The organism is Streptomyces sp. NPDC056738, assembly GCF_042790435.1.
Taxonomy (GTDB): domain Bacteria; phylum Actinomycetota; class Actinomycetes; order Streptomycetales; family Streptomycetaceae; genus Streptomyces.
Window position 1 is genome coordinate 60,413 of sequence record NZ_JBHTZF010000026.1, and the last position, 16,093, is coordinate 76,505.

The 16,093-nt window shown below is 66.9% G+C and carries 17 protein-coding genes and 1 pseudogene; 7 read left to right on the forward strand and 11 right to left on the reverse strand.

The window, feature by feature from the left end; all coding sequences use genetic code 11:
- Nucleotides 1-728 precede the first annotated feature (728 nt).
- Nucleotides 729-878 (reverse strand): annotated as a pseudogene (locus ACFRIC_RS40000) (DUF4397 domain-containing protein); the annotation flags it as partial.
- A gap of 287 nt (nucleotides 879-1,165) precedes the next feature.
- Here ACFRIC_RS40000 and ACFRIC_RS40005 point away from each other — a divergent pair.
- The 3 genes from ACFRIC_RS40005 (at nucleotide 1,166) to ACFRIC_RS40015 (ending at nucleotide 3,360) form a co-directional block, all read left to right on the forward strand.
- Nucleotides 1,166-2,170, forward strand: a complete 1,005-nt coding sequence (locus tag ACFRIC_RS40005) for a YihY/virulence factor BrkB family protein (protein ID WP_382796740.1) — start codon at nucleotides 1,166-1,168, stop codon at nucleotides 2,168-2,170.
- Between the two features lie 630 nt (nucleotides 2,171-2,800).
- Nucleotides 2,801-3,172, forward strand: a complete 372-nt coding sequence (locus ACFRIC_RS40010) for a phage holin family protein (protein ID WP_382796800.1) — start codon at nucleotides 2,801-2,803, stop codon at nucleotides 3,170-3,172.
- Entirely contained in the window at nucleotides 3,169-3,360 is a 192-nt protein-coding gene (locus ACFRIC_RS40015) for a DUF3618 domain-containing protein (RefSeq protein ID WP_382796741.1), read from the forward strand. The genes ACFRIC_RS40010 and ACFRIC_RS40015 overlap by 4 nt, the downstream gene beginning before the upstream one ends.
- Nucleotides 3,361-3,779: 419 nt before the next feature.
- On the opposite strand, the gene ACFRIC_RS40020 is transcribed toward ACFRIC_RS40015, so the two are convergent.
- The gene (locus ACFRIC_RS40020) at nucleotides 3,780-4,235 is read right to left on the reverse strand and encodes an SsgA family sporulation/cell division regulator (protein WP_382796743.1); all 456 of its coding nucleotides are present in this window, start codon (nucleotides 4,233-4,235) and stop codon (nucleotides 3,780-3,782) included.
- Nucleotides 4,236-4,776: 541 nt separating this feature from the next.
- Here ACFRIC_RS40020 and ACFRIC_RS40025 point away from each other — a divergent pair.
- Nucleotides 4,777-5,253 carry a DUF6281 family protein gene (locus ACFRIC_RS40025; protein ID WP_382796745.1) on the forward strand — a complete coding sequence of 159 codons (477 nt, stop codon included), beginning with the start codon at nucleotides 4,777-4,779 and terminating at the stop codon, nucleotides 5,251-5,253.
- Nucleotides 5,254-5,534: 281 nt separating this feature from the next.
- Here the strand turns inward: ACFRIC_RS40025 and ACFRIC_RS40030 are convergent.
- The 4 genes from ACFRIC_RS40030 to ACFRIC_RS40045 form a co-directional block, all read right to left on the reverse strand.
- Nucleotides 5,535-6,325 (reverse strand): IS5 family transposase gene (locus tag ACFRIC_RS40030; protein WP_382796802.1). Its coding sequence is split into 2 segments (ribosomal slippage): nucleotides 5,535-6,010 and nucleotides 6,010-6,325, totalling 792 coding nucleotides; the frame shifts between segments, so codons are not numbered across the junction.
- A 332-nt stretch (nucleotides 6,326-6,657) separates the two neighbouring features.
- Nucleotides 6,658-7,224 carry a type 1 glutamine amidotransferase domain-containing protein gene (locus ACFRIC_RS40035; protein WP_382796804.1) on the reverse strand — a complete coding sequence of 189 codons (567 nt, stop codon included), beginning with the start codon at nucleotides 7,222-7,224 and terminating at the stop codon, nucleotides 6,658-6,660.
- 309 nt (nucleotides 7,225-7,533) lie between these two features.
- Nucleotides 7,534-7,929, reverse strand: a complete 396-nt coding sequence (locus tag ACFRIC_RS40040) for a hypothetical protein (protein ID WP_382796747.1) — start codon at nucleotides 7,927-7,929, stop codon at nucleotides 7,534-7,536.
- Entirely contained in the window at nucleotides 7,926-8,063 is a 138-nt protein-coding gene (locus ACFRIC_RS40045) for a hypothetical protein (protein ID WP_382796748.1), read from the reverse strand. Before ACFRIC_RS40045 ends, ACFRIC_RS40040 begins: the two co-directional genes overlap by 4 nt.
- A 784-nt stretch (nucleotides 8,064-8,847) precedes the next feature.
- On the opposite strand from ACFRIC_RS40045, the gene ACFRIC_RS40050 reads away from it, so the two are divergent.
- Complete coding sequence (locus tag ACFRIC_RS40050) at nucleotides 8,848-9,813, forward strand: LLM class F420-dependent oxidoreductase (RefSeq protein ID WP_382796749.1); 966 nt, start codon at nucleotides 8,848-8,850, stop codon at nucleotides 9,811-9,813.
- A 9-nt stretch (nucleotides 9,814-9,822) separates the two neighbouring features.
- On the forward strand, nucleotides 9,823-10,494 hold the full coding sequence (locus ACFRIC_RS40055) for an HAD family hydrolase (RefSeq protein WP_382796751.1): 672 nt from the start codon (nucleotides 9,823-9,825) through the stop codon (nucleotides 10,492-10,494).
- A 399-nt stretch (nucleotides 10,495-10,893) separates the two neighbouring features.
- On the opposite strand, the gene ACFRIC_RS40060 is transcribed toward ACFRIC_RS40055, so the two are convergent.
- From ACFRIC_RS40060 to ACFRIC_RS40070, 3 genes are all read right to left on the reverse strand, one after another.
- On the reverse strand, nucleotides 10,894-11,736 hold the full coding sequence (locus ACFRIC_RS40060) for a CHAD domain-containing protein (RefSeq protein WP_382796753.1): 843 nt from the start codon (nucleotides 11,734-11,736) through the stop codon (nucleotides 10,894-10,896).
- A 572-nt stretch (nucleotides 11,737-12,308) separates the two neighbouring features.
- On the reverse strand, nucleotides 12,309-12,515 hold the full coding sequence (locus tag ACFRIC_RS40065; protein WP_382796754.1) for a DUF6417 family protein: 207 nt from the start codon (nucleotides 12,513-12,515) through the stop codon (nucleotides 12,309-12,311).
- A gap of 123 nt (nucleotides 12,516-12,638) precedes the next feature.
- The gene (locus ACFRIC_RS40070) at nucleotides 12,639-13,274 is read right to left on the reverse strand and encodes a DUF1524 domain-containing protein (protein WP_382796756.1); all 636 of its coding nucleotides are present in this window, start codon (nucleotides 13,272-13,274) and stop codon (nucleotides 12,639-12,641) included.
- Between the two features lie 798 nt (nucleotides 13,275-14,072).
- On the opposite strand from ACFRIC_RS40070, the gene ACFRIC_RS40075 reads away from it, so the two are divergent.
- Nucleotides 14,073-14,480: a hypothetical protein gene (locus ACFRIC_RS40075; protein WP_382796758.1), complete on the forward strand. Its 408-nt coding sequence runs from the start codon at nucleotides 14,073-14,075 to the stop codon at nucleotides 14,478-14,480.
- A 305-nt stretch (nucleotides 14,481-14,785) separates the two neighbouring features.
- Here the strand turns inward: ACFRIC_RS40075 and ACFRIC_RS40080 are convergent, their stop codons facing one another.
- On the reverse strand, nucleotides 14,786-14,911 hold the full coding sequence (locus ACFRIC_RS40080; protein WP_382796760.1) for a hypothetical protein: 126 nt from the start codon (nucleotides 14,909-14,911) through the stop codon (nucleotides 14,786-14,788).
- 459 nt (nucleotides 14,912-15,370) lie between these two features.
- Nucleotides 15,371-15,865, reverse strand: coding sequence for a hypothetical protein (locus tag ACFRIC_RS40085; protein ID WP_382796762.1), 495 nt, complete (start codon nucleotides 15,863-15,865; stop codon nucleotides 15,371-15,373).
- Between the last annotated feature and the right edge of the window lie 228 nt (nucleotides 15,866-16,093).

Here is a 16,093-nt window from a genome sequence, read left to right on the forward strand (position 1 = left end):
CCGGTCAGGTACCTGACCGGCGCCGACGGCGTTTTCGAGACGGCCGCCGGTGATGGAGGAGGTCACAGCGAGGGTGTCCCAGGGCTGCCGTCGATAGGGAGAATGGTCTGCCAGGATATCGAGGGTCAAAGCGGCCCAATAACCGTCGCCGCAGACACGTAACGAACTCCGGCCCTACGCGCTGCGGTCCAAGGATACCTTTCCCTACCCGGCTGAAGCCGGGGATGCCCAGGCAAGATCAAGGATGGATAGGGCCATCGAGAATCTCCCTGCTGCTTGCAGGCGGCCGCCTCTACGTGGAGAGGCGACCGCCTCCTGCCGTCGCTGACCACAGCGGCAGAGAGCCACCTTCGCCAAATTTGAAGGCGAGAGGCGACGTGACGCCTGAATCGTCCCGCAGCCGTCTGCCGCAAGGACGGCAACTCGCCCGCAGGCAGTCACCACCGGCAAGAACCCATTCGTCTGCCCCCGCAAAGGTTGGTGCATCGTGTCGTACCTGACGTTCCGTCGTTGAGCGGATCGGCGCACGGGCTATCAACGCTCTCGAAACTGTGCGCCGATCGAGGGTCCGAAGCCCTGAGAATCCACTTCGGGCCCTCACCTCTGTGCCAAATCCACGTGGCACCGGCGTGCTCGCTGATGTGGGCTGGCGTTGCGGACGGGCGCCCACTCACCCTCCGAGGGCCGCCTTCCCCTTCCCGACCAGCAGCCGTCCCTGTTGTCTTCTTACCCGCTCGCACATCGACGGCCGGGGCGGCAGCCACGTGCCGCACCGTCAGACGAGCCCTGCCCGCCGGAACCTTGGAGACATCGTTGACGAAAGCGTCCAGGACCGGCTTGCCTTCCTCGGACAGGTGCGCGACCAGCGTGGCGTTCGCGTCGCATGCTGCCTCCTGCGCGCCCTGATCGCTTCCATTTCCACGTAGCCCACTCAAAGCCAAAGAAACGTATTTACGGGAACTAAATTAATTTGATCGGGGTCGTGCGGAACCACTGTGGCCCGGAAGGATCACTCCACCGGGTCTCAACGGCGCAGTCCGTACACTTGGTGCTCCCGCGCGTGTATGACCGGGCGATTTACTGCTCATGGTCGTGAGCTTGGGTACTCGGTTGCAATGACAAAATTCAGCCCGGCGGGGCGTAAGAGCAAAACAGTGTCGATGACGTGCCAACCCCTGAGGAGGCCGGGCCCGGGCCCGAGGTGGAGGAGCGGGCGCCGGACGCACCGACGCAGTTGCCCCGGCGGGCGTGGGGCAAGGTGTTCACCGGAAGCCTGCGGGAATTCCAGAAGGACGAACTGACCGATCGCGCGGCGGCCTTGACGTACTACAGTGTTCTCGTCCTGTTCCCCGCCCTGCTCGTCCTGGTCTCCCTGCTGGGCATCACCGGCAGGTCGACCACGGACAAGGTCCTGGAGAACCTGCAACAGCTCACCCCCGGCTCGGCTCGCAACATCCTCACCAACGCCGTGGAGCAGCTGCAGGGCAACGCGGGAATCGGATCCGTTGTGGCCGTCGTCGGCCTGGTGGTGGCGCTATGGTCGGCCTCCGGCTACGTCGCGGCCTTCATCCGCGCCGCGAACGCCGTCTACGACATGCCAGAGGGCCGTCCCATGTGGAAGATCCTCCCCGTGCGCGTCGGCGTGACGGTCGTCCTGATGGTGCTGGCGGTGGTCAGCGCACTGATCGTGGTCTTCACCGGCGGCGTGGCCCGCCAAGTCGGCGCCGCGCTGGGCATCGGGGACACCGCGCTGACCGTGTGGTCGATCGCCAAGTGGCCCGTCCTGGTGCTGCTGGTCACCGTAATGATCGCGATCCTGTACTGGGCCAGCCCGAACGCCAAGGTCAAAGGGTTCAAGTGGATCACCCCAGGGAGCCTGCTTGCTCTGCTGATCTGGATGATCGCCTCCGCCGGATTCGCGTTCTACGTCGCCAACTTCGCCTCGAACAACAAGACCTACGGCACGATGGCGGGTGTCATCGTCTTCCTGGTATGGCTGTGGATCAGCAACCTGGCCGTCCTCCTGGGCCTGGAATTCGACGCTGAGGCCATGCGCCAGCGCGCCGTCGCCGGCGGTTTGCCGCCCGATGCAGAGCCCTACACCGAGCCGCGCGACACCCGCAAGTGGGACGCGGAGGACCTACGCCGCCTCGACGACGGCGAAAAATGATCACGCACATGCTGTGGTGGGCGCGTACCTCAACCTCATGAGATTTCTGGCAGCGGTACGTGATGTGGATCGTCACCTGACGCAGCAGGCCACCTTCCGTGTGGCGTCTGCGTCTGCCCATCTGTTGTAGGCACTGGAGGAATCAGCGGAGAGCTGCAGGGTGTGATGCAGCTCGGCCCTCGCGATGGCGGCAGCCGCCGCGGACGAAGGTCCGCAGTTACGGGGCTCAGGGCGCTTACCCTCGCACAGGTGAGTGGTGGGTTGACCGGCCCGGACCGCCCACGAAGAACGGCGAGGTGAGGGGTCGGCCATCCTGCTGGCCGTCGAGCGGGTCCAGTTTGGAGCCCACTGCTCCGCTGCCGTCGCCGCCAGCACCCTCATCGGGATGGGCAGTACCTGGCTCATCCTGCAGCTCTCGGCTCGATGTAGCACTGCGTGAAGCTCCCTGAATTCACTGCTCCAGCAGATCGTTTTCCCTGCGGTTCGGGGGTACTCGCGCCCTGCTGGCCGGGCGCGGCGGTGCGATCCGGCCGAGCGGCACGAAGACGAGCAGGAGGTGATCGCGTGTCGAGTACACAACCGCACGGTCCTGGTTCGGGCCCGCTCACGAACGGCGCGAGCCACGAGCCGGTGGGCGAGCTGGTGCAGCAGGCGTCACGACAGCTGACCGAGCTCGTGCGGGGCGAGATGAAGTTGGCGCAGGCGGAGATGACGCAGAAGGGCAAGCGCTACGGCAAGAGCGGGGGCCTGTTCGGCGGCGCCTCCTTGGCTGGCCTTCTGATGCTGCAGGCCTTGGTCGCCGCTGTCATCGCGGCCCTGGCCCTGGCATTGCCTGTGTGGGCCGCAGCGCTCATCGTCACCGCTGCTCTCGGCGTCATCGCCGCGGTCCTGGCGCTGGGGGGCAAGAAGCAGATCACCAAGGCAGCGCCCCTCACGCCCGAGAGCACGATCGAGAACGTCAAGGCCGACGTGGCCGAGATCAAGAGGAGCGCACATCGGTGACTCGAACACCCGCTGACCAGCAGAACGCCGTCGGCCCTGGCCAGCTCCGCGAACAGGTCGAACAGACCCGTCAGGAATTCGGGCACACCGTCCAGGCTTTCGCGGGCAAGATCGATGTCAAGACTCGTGTCCGGCAGAAGACCCGACGAGCTGAAGGACCAGGCAGGCTGTCAAAGCCGGTGGACTGAAGACTCACGTCACAAAGGTCGTCTCTCGGCTTCAGGACAGCTCCGCGTGGGGTCAAGGACAAGTCCGCCCAGGCTGCGGGACACGCGCACGCTACGGCGGCCTAGGCCGGACAGATGTGGGAGAAGAAGGCACCCGCACCACTGCGGCAGAAGGCTGACCAGTCTGGCGCGGGACAACCGAACCGTGCTGCTGCCAGGTCAAGGCAGTCGTCTGGCATCGGCATGATGGCACGGTTCCCCCAGCACATGAATCCGGACCGGGGGAACCTTGACCGAGTCGGCCCCCTAGGGGAAGGCCACCTGATCGGCCTTTCTCCGGAGTGCCCGTTAGACCGGCCAACCAACATGCCTTGCACTGACAGATCCCTGGAGGCCCGCAGGACGTGCGGGTGCAGCATCCGGACCTCAACGGGGAGAACTCATTCCTCCGTGCCGAGGATGCAGTCGATCACTTGGTCCATGCGCAGGTACTGCGCCTCGGATCCGTGAGGGATCAGACGAAAAGTCTCCTTGAGCCACGGGGCAAGGACAGTCCTGCTGACCTCCACCACCACATGGTTCGATGCTGGCCCCAACCGAATGCAGATCACACTGTCGCCCCGGGAGCGGGCCACCGGCCACACCACCACATCACCCCAACCGTCATGCCAACGCAGGCCCATGACTATCTGCTCGCGGGAGAGATTCCACTGCGCTTCGACACCGGACGCGTGCAGGGTCATCACGATGGCAAAAGCCTGCTCTACCGAATACTGAAACATCACATCCATGGTCACCGGCGGCTGACCGTCCGAAATGAGCCGGGCGCGATGCACCAGATATGTGAAAGGGAACGGATCCGTCTGCCGCAGAGAAACCGAGATGAACGGATACAAGGCAGTCCTTCGAAGACCAAGGGAAACGCGGACTGCGGCCTTCATTACTTGGGACCGCAGCGCCTGCGGTCCCAAGCGCATCGCCCGGCTACCCCTTTGCCTCGAGGGGGAAACAGAAATGTCTTCCTCTCGCTGTCGTCGGCGGACGAATAAGAACTCGTAACAGGATCTTGCTGAGGTGTCCTGGTCAAGCGGGATCGGTGTGATGATCTGGCCGTTCATGGCGTGTGGCGACTCGGTCACGGATCGTGGACGACGACGTGTGGGGCACAGGGCGAACCGCTGCTGACGCCTTGGCCGCAGCGGCAAGGTGTGGCCTGACGACCGGAAGCCGGGATAGCGCCGCGCCCTCAGGGCCGGAGCTCGACAGATGGCAGCAGCGTCGAAGTTTGCCGGCCACCCGGTGGAGCTGTCGGCGCCCTTGCTGAGGATCGTTCAACAGCTCTCATCGTGCCGCAGGAGAACGAGCGAACCTTTCGCGGCCTTGTGGCGTCGAAGGTGCGGCAGGCCGCAGGTAGCGGCAGCTGAGGGAGGTCGGTTCATGACGGGCAAGCAGACGGTCAGTTCGACGACGCGCAGAAGGTTCGCGCGGTCCGTGAGCTTGCGGGCGGCGCTCGCGGCGGCGGCCCTGATCATGTCCACGTCCTGTGCTGGTGCGGGCACCACGCAAGGTGGTGCAGACAGTTCCTGCGTGGCCCTGCTCGAGTACGAGGGCCGCACCTATCTCGGCCACGGGCTTTATCCCGATGACGAGGGCGACAGCGACGACGTCAGGGCGGGCAGACGGCTGGGCACAGGCGCCATCCCCGGATGTGACGACACTCCCACCGACGATGATCAGGAAGCGACTTCGGAGCCGGTAACCGTGTACGCGATTGAGGGTGTGGACCCCGTCTACGCCGTGACCGTGGACCATCCGGCCGGCGGAACCCTCTACATCGAGCAGGCATCGAAGAAGACCCTGCCGGAGCTACGGAAACTGATCATGGCCCAGGAACTGGACGCGGCCACCAAGTGAGGCGCATCCGCGGGAGAAGTGCTCTCCTGTCATGAGTGGCGGGTGTGTGCAGGGTGCTGTCCTGCACACACCCGCCGAGGACCAGTGGCAGCAGGTGAACTGGCATCGGGCCAAAATCGCGGCGCCGGTGCACTGCTCGCGACTGACACTGCCCAGGCACGGGCGGATCTTGTGTGACCAGTTGAGCTCGCCGACCGGGTTCGGTTTCTCGAGCAGAATGCGGTGCAACTGGCACAAGCACCGGATCACGCCGCTGATCTCCCGTAGAGCTCATTACATGATCAGGAATGGGTCTTCCTCAGGCGTCGCCAGCAGATGAGGCTGCAGGCCAACGAGAGGAAGGCGTTGTGGAGTTCGAGGCGTCGTTCCCAGCGGACGGCGAGGCGTTTGAACTGGTGGAGCAGGGCGAAGGTCTGCTCGACGACGTAGCGGAGCTTGCCCAGGCCCTTGATGTTCGGGGAGCCCTTGCGGGAGATCACCGGCAGGATCCGGCGCCTGCGCAGTTCGCGGCACACCGCCCTGGAGTCATACGCCCTGTCGCCGAGCACGGCGTCGGGGCGTCTGCGAGGGCGGCCGGGGCGTCCGGCCACCGGTGGGATGCCGTCGACCAGGGCCAGAGTCTGCGTGATGTCGTTGACGTTCGCCGCGGTGGTGTGGACGTGCAGCGGGGTGCCCTTGCCGTCACAGATCAGGTGGTGTTTGCTGCCCGTCTTACGCCGGTCGACCGGCGACGGACCGGTTGCGGTTCCCCCTTTTTCGCACGGACGTGGGAGCCGTCCACGCACGCGCGGGACCAGTCGAGTTCGCCGGCCGCATTCAGCTTCGCCAGCAGGATCCGGTGCAGTTGCTCGAAGACGCCGGCCTGTTGCCAGCGATCCAGCCGCCGCCAGCAGGTCTGGCCGGAGCCGAACCCCAGCTCCAGCGGCAGGAGTTGCCAGGCGATGTCCTGGTACAGGACGTACAGGATGCCCTGCAAGCAGAGCCGGTCGTCCACCGGCTTCGGCCCCGGTGACCGCTCGGGCCAGGGCGGCAGCAGCGGCTCGATCAGTTTCCACAGGTCATCGTCCACGATCCACGGCCGAGTACTCACACGGCCACCAACGGTCCGATCATCACGCCGGTCACGCTCGACCAGCACACTCGCTGAAGATCGTGTTACGAGCTCTAAGGAGGAACCAGCACGGCCCAGCGACCTGTGCGTCCGCAGCACGGTGGGCGCCCGTCGCCGTCGGGACAAAGGCCGCCTGAAAGGGAAAGGCGCCCACCGAACAGAACTCCATCGGCACCACCCGCTGGCGGCTCAGCGATCTCCACCCACCCACGTAGGCCGCTATCTGATCCCACCGACAGCCGTGGGAGCTGGCTCTCGTCACCTTCAAGGGGGTAGGGGCGGCGCTCCTTCGCTCAGGAGCCGACCAGGGCCTTGCCGACGGCGCCGAGGAAGTCGTCAAGGTCCTTCGGTGTCCGGGAGGTGACCAGTGTGTAGCCCTCCGCGCTGTCACTCACGACGGCTTCATCGACCCACGCCTTGGCACCGGCGTTCTGGGCATCGGTGCGCACCGACGGATAGGAGGTCAGGGTCTTGCCGTTCAGCACGTCGGCTTCGACGAGTGCCCAGGGTCCGTGGCAGATCGCGGCGATCGGACGGCCCGACGCCGCGAACGCCTTGATCGTGTCCACGGCTTTGGGCTGGAGCCGGAGCTGGTCGGCGTTGATGGTGCCGCCAGGAAGCAGCAGTAGCTGATGGTCACCGGGATCCAGCGTCTCGAGCGTGGTGGTAGGTTCCACCGTCTCGCCGGGGTCCCGGTCACCCACGAGCGTCTGGATGGGTTCTGGTTTCACGGCTGCAATGGTGACGTCTGCGCCGTCCTCCCGGAGCCGGCGGATCGGTACCAGCAGCTCGTCCTGTTCAACCCCGTAATTGGTGACGAGTACCAACACACGGTGTCCGTTCAGCGGTTCGTCCGACATGATCATGCACCCTTCTCTTGTCCGTACGCCGCGCGCCGTATCTCTGACGGTGTCCTGTCACTCACGGAACCAACCCGCGCTGTCACGCAGTATCCGTCAGCGCCGTGGCTATGGCTCATCCGTGCTGGCTTGGATGACAAGCCACCGTGTTCGGGTGCACGTCAGCACGGCCGCCACCAGGGCTCTTTTCCAGGGGTCCGCTGCTACGGGTGCCCCCTGACGATTTCGCAATGCGCTGTAAACAGCAGAAACCTCCCTTCGGTTTCTGGATCGGCCAGTCGGCGTTTCTGTCCCGTGTCCTGCCTGTGATCATCCGGCGAGAACGCCCGGCAGGGCCAGTGCGCCGAGCCAGGTGATGCCCGTCAGGAGCCAGGCCACGTAGTCGCCAATGTGCCCGAGTGGAGGCGGCGGAGTGGCCTCGTCCAGGCGTGCGGCTTCTGGTGGGCCGGGCCGCGGACGCCCGCGGGCAGTGAGCGCCATCGTGAGTGCCGCCGAGGAGATGCCGAGGACGAGGCCCGAGAGAGTCCAGTGGAGGGGCTTCGCGGCTTCGAAGGTCTCGCCCACCCGGGTGGGGAAATCCGGGACTAGACCCGCCGCGAGCGCACCGACGAGCAGTACGGCCGGAACCGCGGTCATCGTCACGGGCACCCGGCCGCCGAGCCGCCCCCGGCTTTCCAGGGCTGTGCCCACGAGCAACGGGTTCACCGGCCGCTCACCGCCCGGCGCGCCGCCAGCGCGTTGGCTAGCCCGCCGAACACCTCCAAAAGATCGACCGTGCTGATGAGCACGAGCCAGAGCGCCGACAGCGCCACTTGCCAGACGAGGACCGCTGCGACCACGGCAGTCGGCCGTCCCACTCATCCGGTCACAACCCTGTCGGACCAAAGGGATGTCGTTGTCGCGCGCAAGATGGCCTCCGCGTGGTCGTAGTCCGCGCGCCGTAGTGCGTGAGCCGGTTCCTCCTCTGCCCTGCGAGATGGCGGCCATGCACGGTGGGAGGGAGGCGCAGCGGGGAACCGGCGCCGGTAGTCCTCACGCGGGACCGCTGGGCCGGGCAGGATGCGGGGCGTTCCGGCGGTCACCTGCATCATCACGAACGAGAGGGGTACTTGCGCGTCACGCCACACCCGTGCGAGGAAATGAGGACGCTGTGAGCGAGCCCCGCCCGCATGGCCCCGGGACCGGTGAGGGGCCGATGCCCAAGCCCATACCGAAAGACCTTCCCGATCAGCTGGCCGCGCCCGACGGGGACCCCTTGGCCGTCGGCGAACCGGGGCAGCCCACGGGGAGCAACCAGCCCAGGGCGGACCGCCGTGGCGGGAGCGAAGGCAGGGAATCAAAGGAGCAGGAGGCCGACGTACCCGACACGGACGAGGCGGGCACTGGCCGCAGGGGCGCCCCGCGGTCCGGCAGCGCTCCCTCTGAGCAGCCGGTGCCGGACGAGGCGACCGACTGACGTCGTCGTCCGTAGCGACCGGTCAGGTGTGTGACGCGAGAGCGGAGCTACGAGGTCGACCCGCGCCTCGTGGCCAGGCGGCCGCCGGATCGAAGAACACGGGGCTGGTCTCACGGGCCGACCGCGACGGGCGCCGAATACTCCGCCCGGGAGAGGAGCAGAGCGACATGGTGCAGATCGGATACACGATGATGACCGAGCAGGCCGGCCCACGCGAACTCGTCGACCACGTAGTCCGCGCAGAGCGGGCCGGATTCGACTTCTCCGTCACGTCCGACCACTACTTCCCGTGGCTGGAGTCCCAGGGACACGCCCCGTACGCGTGGAGCGTGCTCGGGGCGGCGGCGCAGGCCACCGAACGGATCCCGCTGATGACGTACGTGACGTGTCCGACGACCCGCTACCACCCGGCGGTCGTCGCTCAGAAGGCTGCCACCTTGCAACTCCTGTCCCAGGGGCGCTTTCGCCTCGGACTCGGCTCCGGCGAGAACCTCAACGAGCATGTGGTGGGAGGTGGATGGCCGGCAGCGCACGTCCGCCTCGACATGCTGGAAGAAGCCGTGGAGATCATCCGGTCCCTCTTCGGCGGAGACAACGTCAACCACCACGGCGTCCACTTCGACGTGGAGAACGCGCGGCTCTTCGACCTGCCGGACACTCCACCGCCGATCGGCATAGCCGTCTCGGGCAACCACTCGTGCGAGATCGCCGGTCACCTCGCCGACCTCCTAATCGCCACCGAACCCGATCCGGAACTGACCTCGGCGTTCGACCGGCACGGCGGAGCCGGCAAGCCCAAGGTCGGCCAGCTTCCCATCTGTTACGACATCGATCGGGACGCGGCGATCGCCCGTGCCCATGACCAGTTCCGCTGGTTCGGCGGCGGCTGGCCGGTCAACTCAGAACTCCCCGGACCCGATTCGTTCGCGGGCGCCACCCGGTTCGTACGTTCCGAGGACGTGGCCGACTCCATACCGTGCGGCGACAACGTGGAGAATGTGGTCGAGGCCGTACAGCCGTTCGTCGACGCGGGGTTCACTGAGGTCGCGCTGGTTCAGATCGGCGGAGACCGCCAGCCGCCCTTCATGGACTGGGCCGAGCAGAAGCTGTTGCCCGCCCTCCGTGACCTGTGAGGACACGCGATGAGCACGAAGCGAGCCGCGATCTTCGATGTCGACGGAACCCTGGTCGACACCAATCACCTGCACGTCGTCACCTGGTGGGAGGCCTTCCGGCAGGCCGGACACCGCGTACCCATGCTCGAGGTGCACCGGGCTATCGGTCTCAGCAGCGACGACCTCATCGAGCATTTGCTCGGAAAGGACCGCGATCATGAGGACGACGGACAGCTTAAAGCCGCCCACCACGCCCTCTACGCCACCTTCTTCGACCGGTTGCCCGCGCTGGAGGATGCGGGCGAGCTGCTGCGCGCGCTGGCCGGGCGCGGCTGGGAGATCGTCCTGGCGACCTCGGCGGGCGGCGCAGAGCTGGCCGCGCTGCGCCGCGCCATCGACGCCGACGACGTCATCCTCGGAGCGGCCAGCGCGGACGACGTCCGGGCGGGCAAACCCGCCCCCGACCCCGTCGCGCGGGCCAGAGATCTCGTCGGCGTCCCGAACGGGCGGGCCGTGTTCGTCGGCGACACCGTCTGGGACATGGAGGCCGCCGCCCGGGACGGGGTGACGTCTGTGGCAGTGTTGTCCGGCGGTATCCCGCGGACCGACCTGGAGATGGCAGGCGCCGATGCGGTCTACCGCGATGTCGCAGACCTCCTCGAGCACCTCGGCAGCAGCGCTTTCGCCGACCGGCGATGACATCAAAGTGCACGGCGATTTGACGGATCACATGTCACTTCGCGCTACGTCGCCGTGACTGCGGGCACGCAGGCGCCCGTTAGGCGACGAGCGCCCGGCCCTGTTCCAGGCGACCGATAAGCTCCCCGTGATGGAGCGCAGCCAGGCGCAGCAGGGCCGCGGTCGCCTGTCGCCGTCATCCGGCGACGTCCGGCGCCCGAATGTCACAGGCGCGACCCTGACATGCTCCCGTCGGCGAGCGCAGCGACCCCCAGGTCGGCCAGACGGGCGTCGGCCCAACTCACGACGGCCCCGTCCCAGCTACTGGGCCGGTGGCGAACGTAACGTCGGGGCACGGATGGCGCGTTCAGGAGCCAACGTCTCTCTCGGGCACGGAGGTCTTCTGAAACCGAAACCCGATCACTTACGCAAGCGTGGTTTCGACGCGCGGGCCCACACATCTGGCAGTTCCCGTTCGCACCTGGCTGCTACGTCTTGCTGCTGGCCGTACAACAAACCCCAGGTGAAACTGGGTTCGTGCGCCGCGTGGGCCTCTAGCGCCAGATTCCGCAGGGCCGGCCGCGCGACGACGCTGTCCTGATGCTCTCCCAGCACCTTCTGTACGCCCTTTACCCGCTTGCCGAGCCGCTTCGCGCGCTTCCCGACTGCGGCACGCGCCGGTTCGGTGGCGTACCGCGTCTTCTTGGCCGCCTTGCGCGCCTGGTGAAGAGCCTCATCGCGTTCCGTTCCCGGGCTCAGTTCCAGTGCGTGCGCCACCCGGCCAGCCAGCCGCTCGTACTCCTTGAGGATGGCCTTGACCATCACCTTCTCCGGACTGTGTTCGGCTTTCCGAGCCAGCGGGGGCTGCTCCGCCAGCGCGGTCAAGGAGTTCAAAAGCTCCAGGTAGCGAGGTGAGCGCAGGGCATCCAGGGTCCGCTGACGCGCCTCGGTGGTACGGGTGACGTTCCACTCCTGCAACCGGGTCCCGACGCGCCCAAGGACCAGCTCGCGGGGAAGTGCCCTGATGCGCGAGCCGAGCTCTTTCACCAGAACCTCCTGGTCGCGTGCCGCTCCCAGTTCGCCACCGAGCCACTTGAGCTCCTCGCGGATCGGATCGGTGACCTTGCGGTCCAGCACCAGCCGATAGGAGCGCAGGGTGCTGCGCAGTCGCCGACAGGTGACGCGCATCTTGTGCACCGCGTCGGGCAGGTCACGGCGTACCGCGGGATCGATGTCCACCAGAGTCCGCACCTGGTGGTCCACATATCTCAGAACCTCATCGGCAGCCGAGCCGGGAACGATCGGCGGTTCGCATCGATGGTTGTCCAGGCATGATGCGACGATTCATGACGTCATTGGGGACTGCTGTCCTGGTTACTGTCGTGCTGGCGGGCCCTGGATGCTTCGGCGGTCGCCTCAGCGAGAACGCCGGCAGCGGCGGCCACGGTTTCGTGCACGCCGAGATACAAGGTGATCGCGCGGGTGGTCGCGGTGCGGCGGCCGGCATGGAACGAAGGTCTGGTGGCCAGGCCTAGCAGCCCGGTTGACCACTACGTGCACCGTGGCGATGTCCTCACCTCGTGCATCGGCGCGATCGTACGGACGGAGCACGGTCCGGCGTATCGCAAATGCGGCCGCACCGGCTCAATCTGGCGCGTGGTACTAGGTGGGCAGATCCCGGCCACGTGAGTCCGCCGGAACTGAGCATGTCTGCGCCCCGACACCAGCCACGTGCTTGGAGGACAAGGACAGCTCGGCTCCTGCCTGCATTCCCCAGGCTCGCTGCTGGCCGGGGCCCGGTACACGAAGCCGGGATGCCGGCGAGGGCGTGGTGGTCAGTTCGCTGACGGGATCCGTGCAGCGATCTCCCGTGCGAGCCGGTCTGCTTGCGGTGAGAGGGGATGCCCATCTTGGGCGATCGTCAGCAGGAGTTGGAGCAGATCATGTGCTTCCTGCAGTGTCAGCAGGGCCAGTCTCTGGGTGCAGTCGTCCATCGGCGCAAAGTCGATCTCGTCGAGGTCGAGGTGATCGTAATTGTCCATGCCGGGGCCAACTCCCCTACGGGTGCTTGCGTTACGGGCCGGCTCTGCCTGCGCTCAGCAAGGGGCATCTGCGCTGAGGCAGGCAGAGCCTTTCCGGAAGCCCGTACTCCGTCCGGGTCGCGCTCAGTTGGTGCAGGTGTCGATCATTGAGGACAGGGCGGTCTTCTCGTCGTCGGTGGTGGTGAGCTTCCAGACCGATTTGATGTGGGTGTAGTCCTTGGCGTAGGTGCACCAGAAGGCATGGTTGGTGGGTTTCCAGTCGGCGGGGCCGCTGTCGGACTTGGAGGAGTTGGAGGACTCGGAGGCGATGAGGAGCTGGGGGTCTTTGAGGTCGTTGCCGAAGGCTTTGCGCTGGTCGGCGGTCCAGGTGTCGGCGCCGGAACGCCAGGCTTCGGCGAGGGGGACCATGTGGTCGATGGTGGCCTGGGCGACGACGGTGACGGTGGTGTCGTCGTAGGCGGAGTACCAGGAGCCGCTGGCGGGCTGGCAGGTGTTCGGCTGGGCGTGGATGTTCTTGCCGTCGCGGGCGAGGACGTCCTGGCGGGTGGTGCAGCCGTCGGGCTGGCTGGACCAGATGTCGAACTTGTCGCGGGCGTAGCCGTCCATGGAGTGCGGGGCGGCGACGGTCAGGGCGGCGAGTTCGGTGCGTGCGGTCGCGGTCGACGGGGGTGCGGGAGGCTCTGCCAGAGCCGGCGCGGCGCAGATGCCGAGGATCAGCAGGGAGGCTGTGGGCAGGCCGAAAGCGGTGCGGCGGAACATGAACTCTCCGAGGAATGTGGGGGGTTGGAGATGTGCGTTCCTGAGGAAATCGCACCGCCCACGGAGTGTGCTACGCGCGTCGACAGGGCGTTTCAACCCTTCCACAGCGCCTTCACCTGCCGGTCACCACACCGGCAGTGGACAAAGAGAGATGGGGCGGGCCGGAGTGACCGGCCCACCCCTCTTGGATGGCGGTCTGATCCGGCGTTTGCGATGTGCCCGGCATGGGTGGACGGGGCGGAACTGTCCTCGTTCGCGGGCGGACCATATGACGTTCGGGCAGCGGTGGCCGCCCTCCGGCCCCAGGTCAAGGACGGCTTCCTGCTCGATCAAGTCCCCTGGGAACACTTCCCGAGGGCAGATCGTGTCAGGGAAGCCGCTCACCTGATGCACGTGAACGACTCGTCCGCTCGCACCGGAAGGCGCGTTGTGGTTGGTATGTGCGCCAACGACATGCGGCCGCGGCCGCTCTGGCTGTGCCGTTCCTGATCCGCATCGCCGCCGATACCCGCCACCCCTACCGTGCCAGCGCGCTCGCAGAGGCCTCCGCCCCGGCACGCGCCCGCTACTTCGGCGTGGCCTCCCGAGACGAACTGCTGCTCCACCGCACCGACACCCAGGACAGCGATCCATACGACGACTACGGCGTCGAGGTGACCGGCTACCCCGCCGGCTGGTCGGTCGCCGCCGCCCGGGCCGCGATCACCCTCCTCCAGCCCCTTCTCAACTCCCCCCGATCCGTCCATACGCATCCACGCCGCCTACACACTGGCCACCGCCGCAGACCCCCACGGGACGGTGCGCTCCTCCTTCCGTGCCCGGCTCGCCACCGAGCAGGACCCGATCGTCTGCGCCGCCCTGGTCCTCGCCACCGCCGAAGCCACCCGAGCCCACCCCCACGCACCGACCATCGCCTGGATACGCGAACGGTGGCGGCACCGGTCACAGGCACCCGAAGTCCGGCTGGCCGCCGCGATCGGCTCGCTCTGCCTCACCGACGAACCCGTCCCCGACGACCTGCGCGCCGCCGTCGACGACCTCGCCACCGACGAACGCGCCCACGCCATAGACGCCCTGCCCTGGATGACCGCTGCCGGCGGATCCGGCGAAACGGGACTGCACCGCTGCGTACGAAAGATGCTCTACCCCGACCAGCCCGATCCTGAGCATTGCGACGACCCATGGGCCATCTCGTCGAAGTCCTGACGGCCCGCGGTCTGGACCAGCGCGGCAACGTCGCAAACTGAATAGGCCAGGGCGAGGATCACCCCGTCTGCGCGGACGCGGCGGCTGCAGTCCTCGTCGGGCGCGTGGCGATCACCAGAATGGCCAGACACCCAACTTGGCGGGCTACAGAGGCGGTGCGCGGTGGGTTCGTCAGTTCGAGCCGAGCCCGCCGCCATCATGTCGACTGGGGTGCTGAGGACGGACGGACAGCCGACACTGGCCCGCCCTTGGGTCGGGGGCGGGTCGGCCCTCTTCGCTGGCGGCCACGGGGCGGGCGGCGAGAGTCAGATGCGGGTGCCCACCGCGAGGGTGTCATTCCCTGCGAGGCGCGCAATGGCGCGGAGCATGACCGCCAGGCGCCGTTCGTCGAGGCCGGACACCGCGGCCAGCGAGACGCTGAGGCCGAGCACCCGCTGCACACTCCCGCGGGCGAGGATCGTCTCTTCCTCGACCAGAGTCTGCCCGGCGGGCCCGCTCGCCGACGGACGCGGCCGACGTGATCAGCCTCTGCGCCCGGCCTTCGAGGAGAACGCCGTCTGTGCTGTGGGCCGAGGTCAAGGTCATGCGAACGCCTCCGCAGGGTGTCGGGGCCCGCCACCGGGCCCTCGCCAGCAGTCCCGGCTACACCTGGCAGACCACCCAGCAGTCCCCCAGGCCAAACAGTTCTTCCCCGCCCTGGAGAAGGAATGCCCGGTCGCGCTGCCCGAGTTCGGCGGAGTCTGCGAGCACCTCGCCTCCCCCACCGGCTACCGCCCTTGCCCACCGGGCCGGCGTCCGCGGCCCGTGCTGGAACGCAGGGTGTGAGGCCAGGGGACGCGAGCAGGTGAACCAGGCCGCAACGGCCTCGTCGTCGTGCACAGTGTGCGGACTCAGGCCGGCACGCTCTCCCAGGCGTTACGCAAGTCGTCCGGCCAGAAGCGGCTGGGCAGGATCATCGTTTCGTCGCAGGTGGGATGGATGATCAACGGGAAGAGTGCGTGGTTGAGTGTTCCTGTCGGCAAGTGCCGCCGGGCAACCATCACGTCCGTGCAGTACACGTCGGGGCTACCGGTCAGGCTTTGCGGGACCGGCATCCGCATCTCCCGGGACAGTTCCCTGCAGAGCATGTTGGCGAACGGCTGCAGCAGCGGATCCGACAGGAGCTTGCCCTTGACGGAGAACAGCCTGCGTGCGACGTACTGCAGGTGCTCGGGACGGTCGTCGAACTCCTGGTCCGCGCTGTAGAGCACGACGGCCGGGTGATCGGTACGGCCCGGCTCGTACAGAAGATTGTTGGCCTGCACCAGCGACGCCCAGACCACGACGCCTTGCTCCAGGAGAAAGTCCTGCCGTTTGAGAATCTCGAGCAGGGGATCGCCGGACATCCATATCCGACGAGGTATGCGGAGATACGTCCGCCGCTCTCGCCAGGAGAACGACCGCGGCCCGGAGCCGAAGTTTTCCCGGCACTGCGCTATGAGCTCGGAGGGGGATCGGTGCATCAGTGGATCTTAGGCACTCAGACGGTACGGGACAGGCGGAGGCGGATCTCGATACGGATACGGCTGACCTGCAGGTCACAGGCATATCGACACCAAAACGGTCGTCAACTA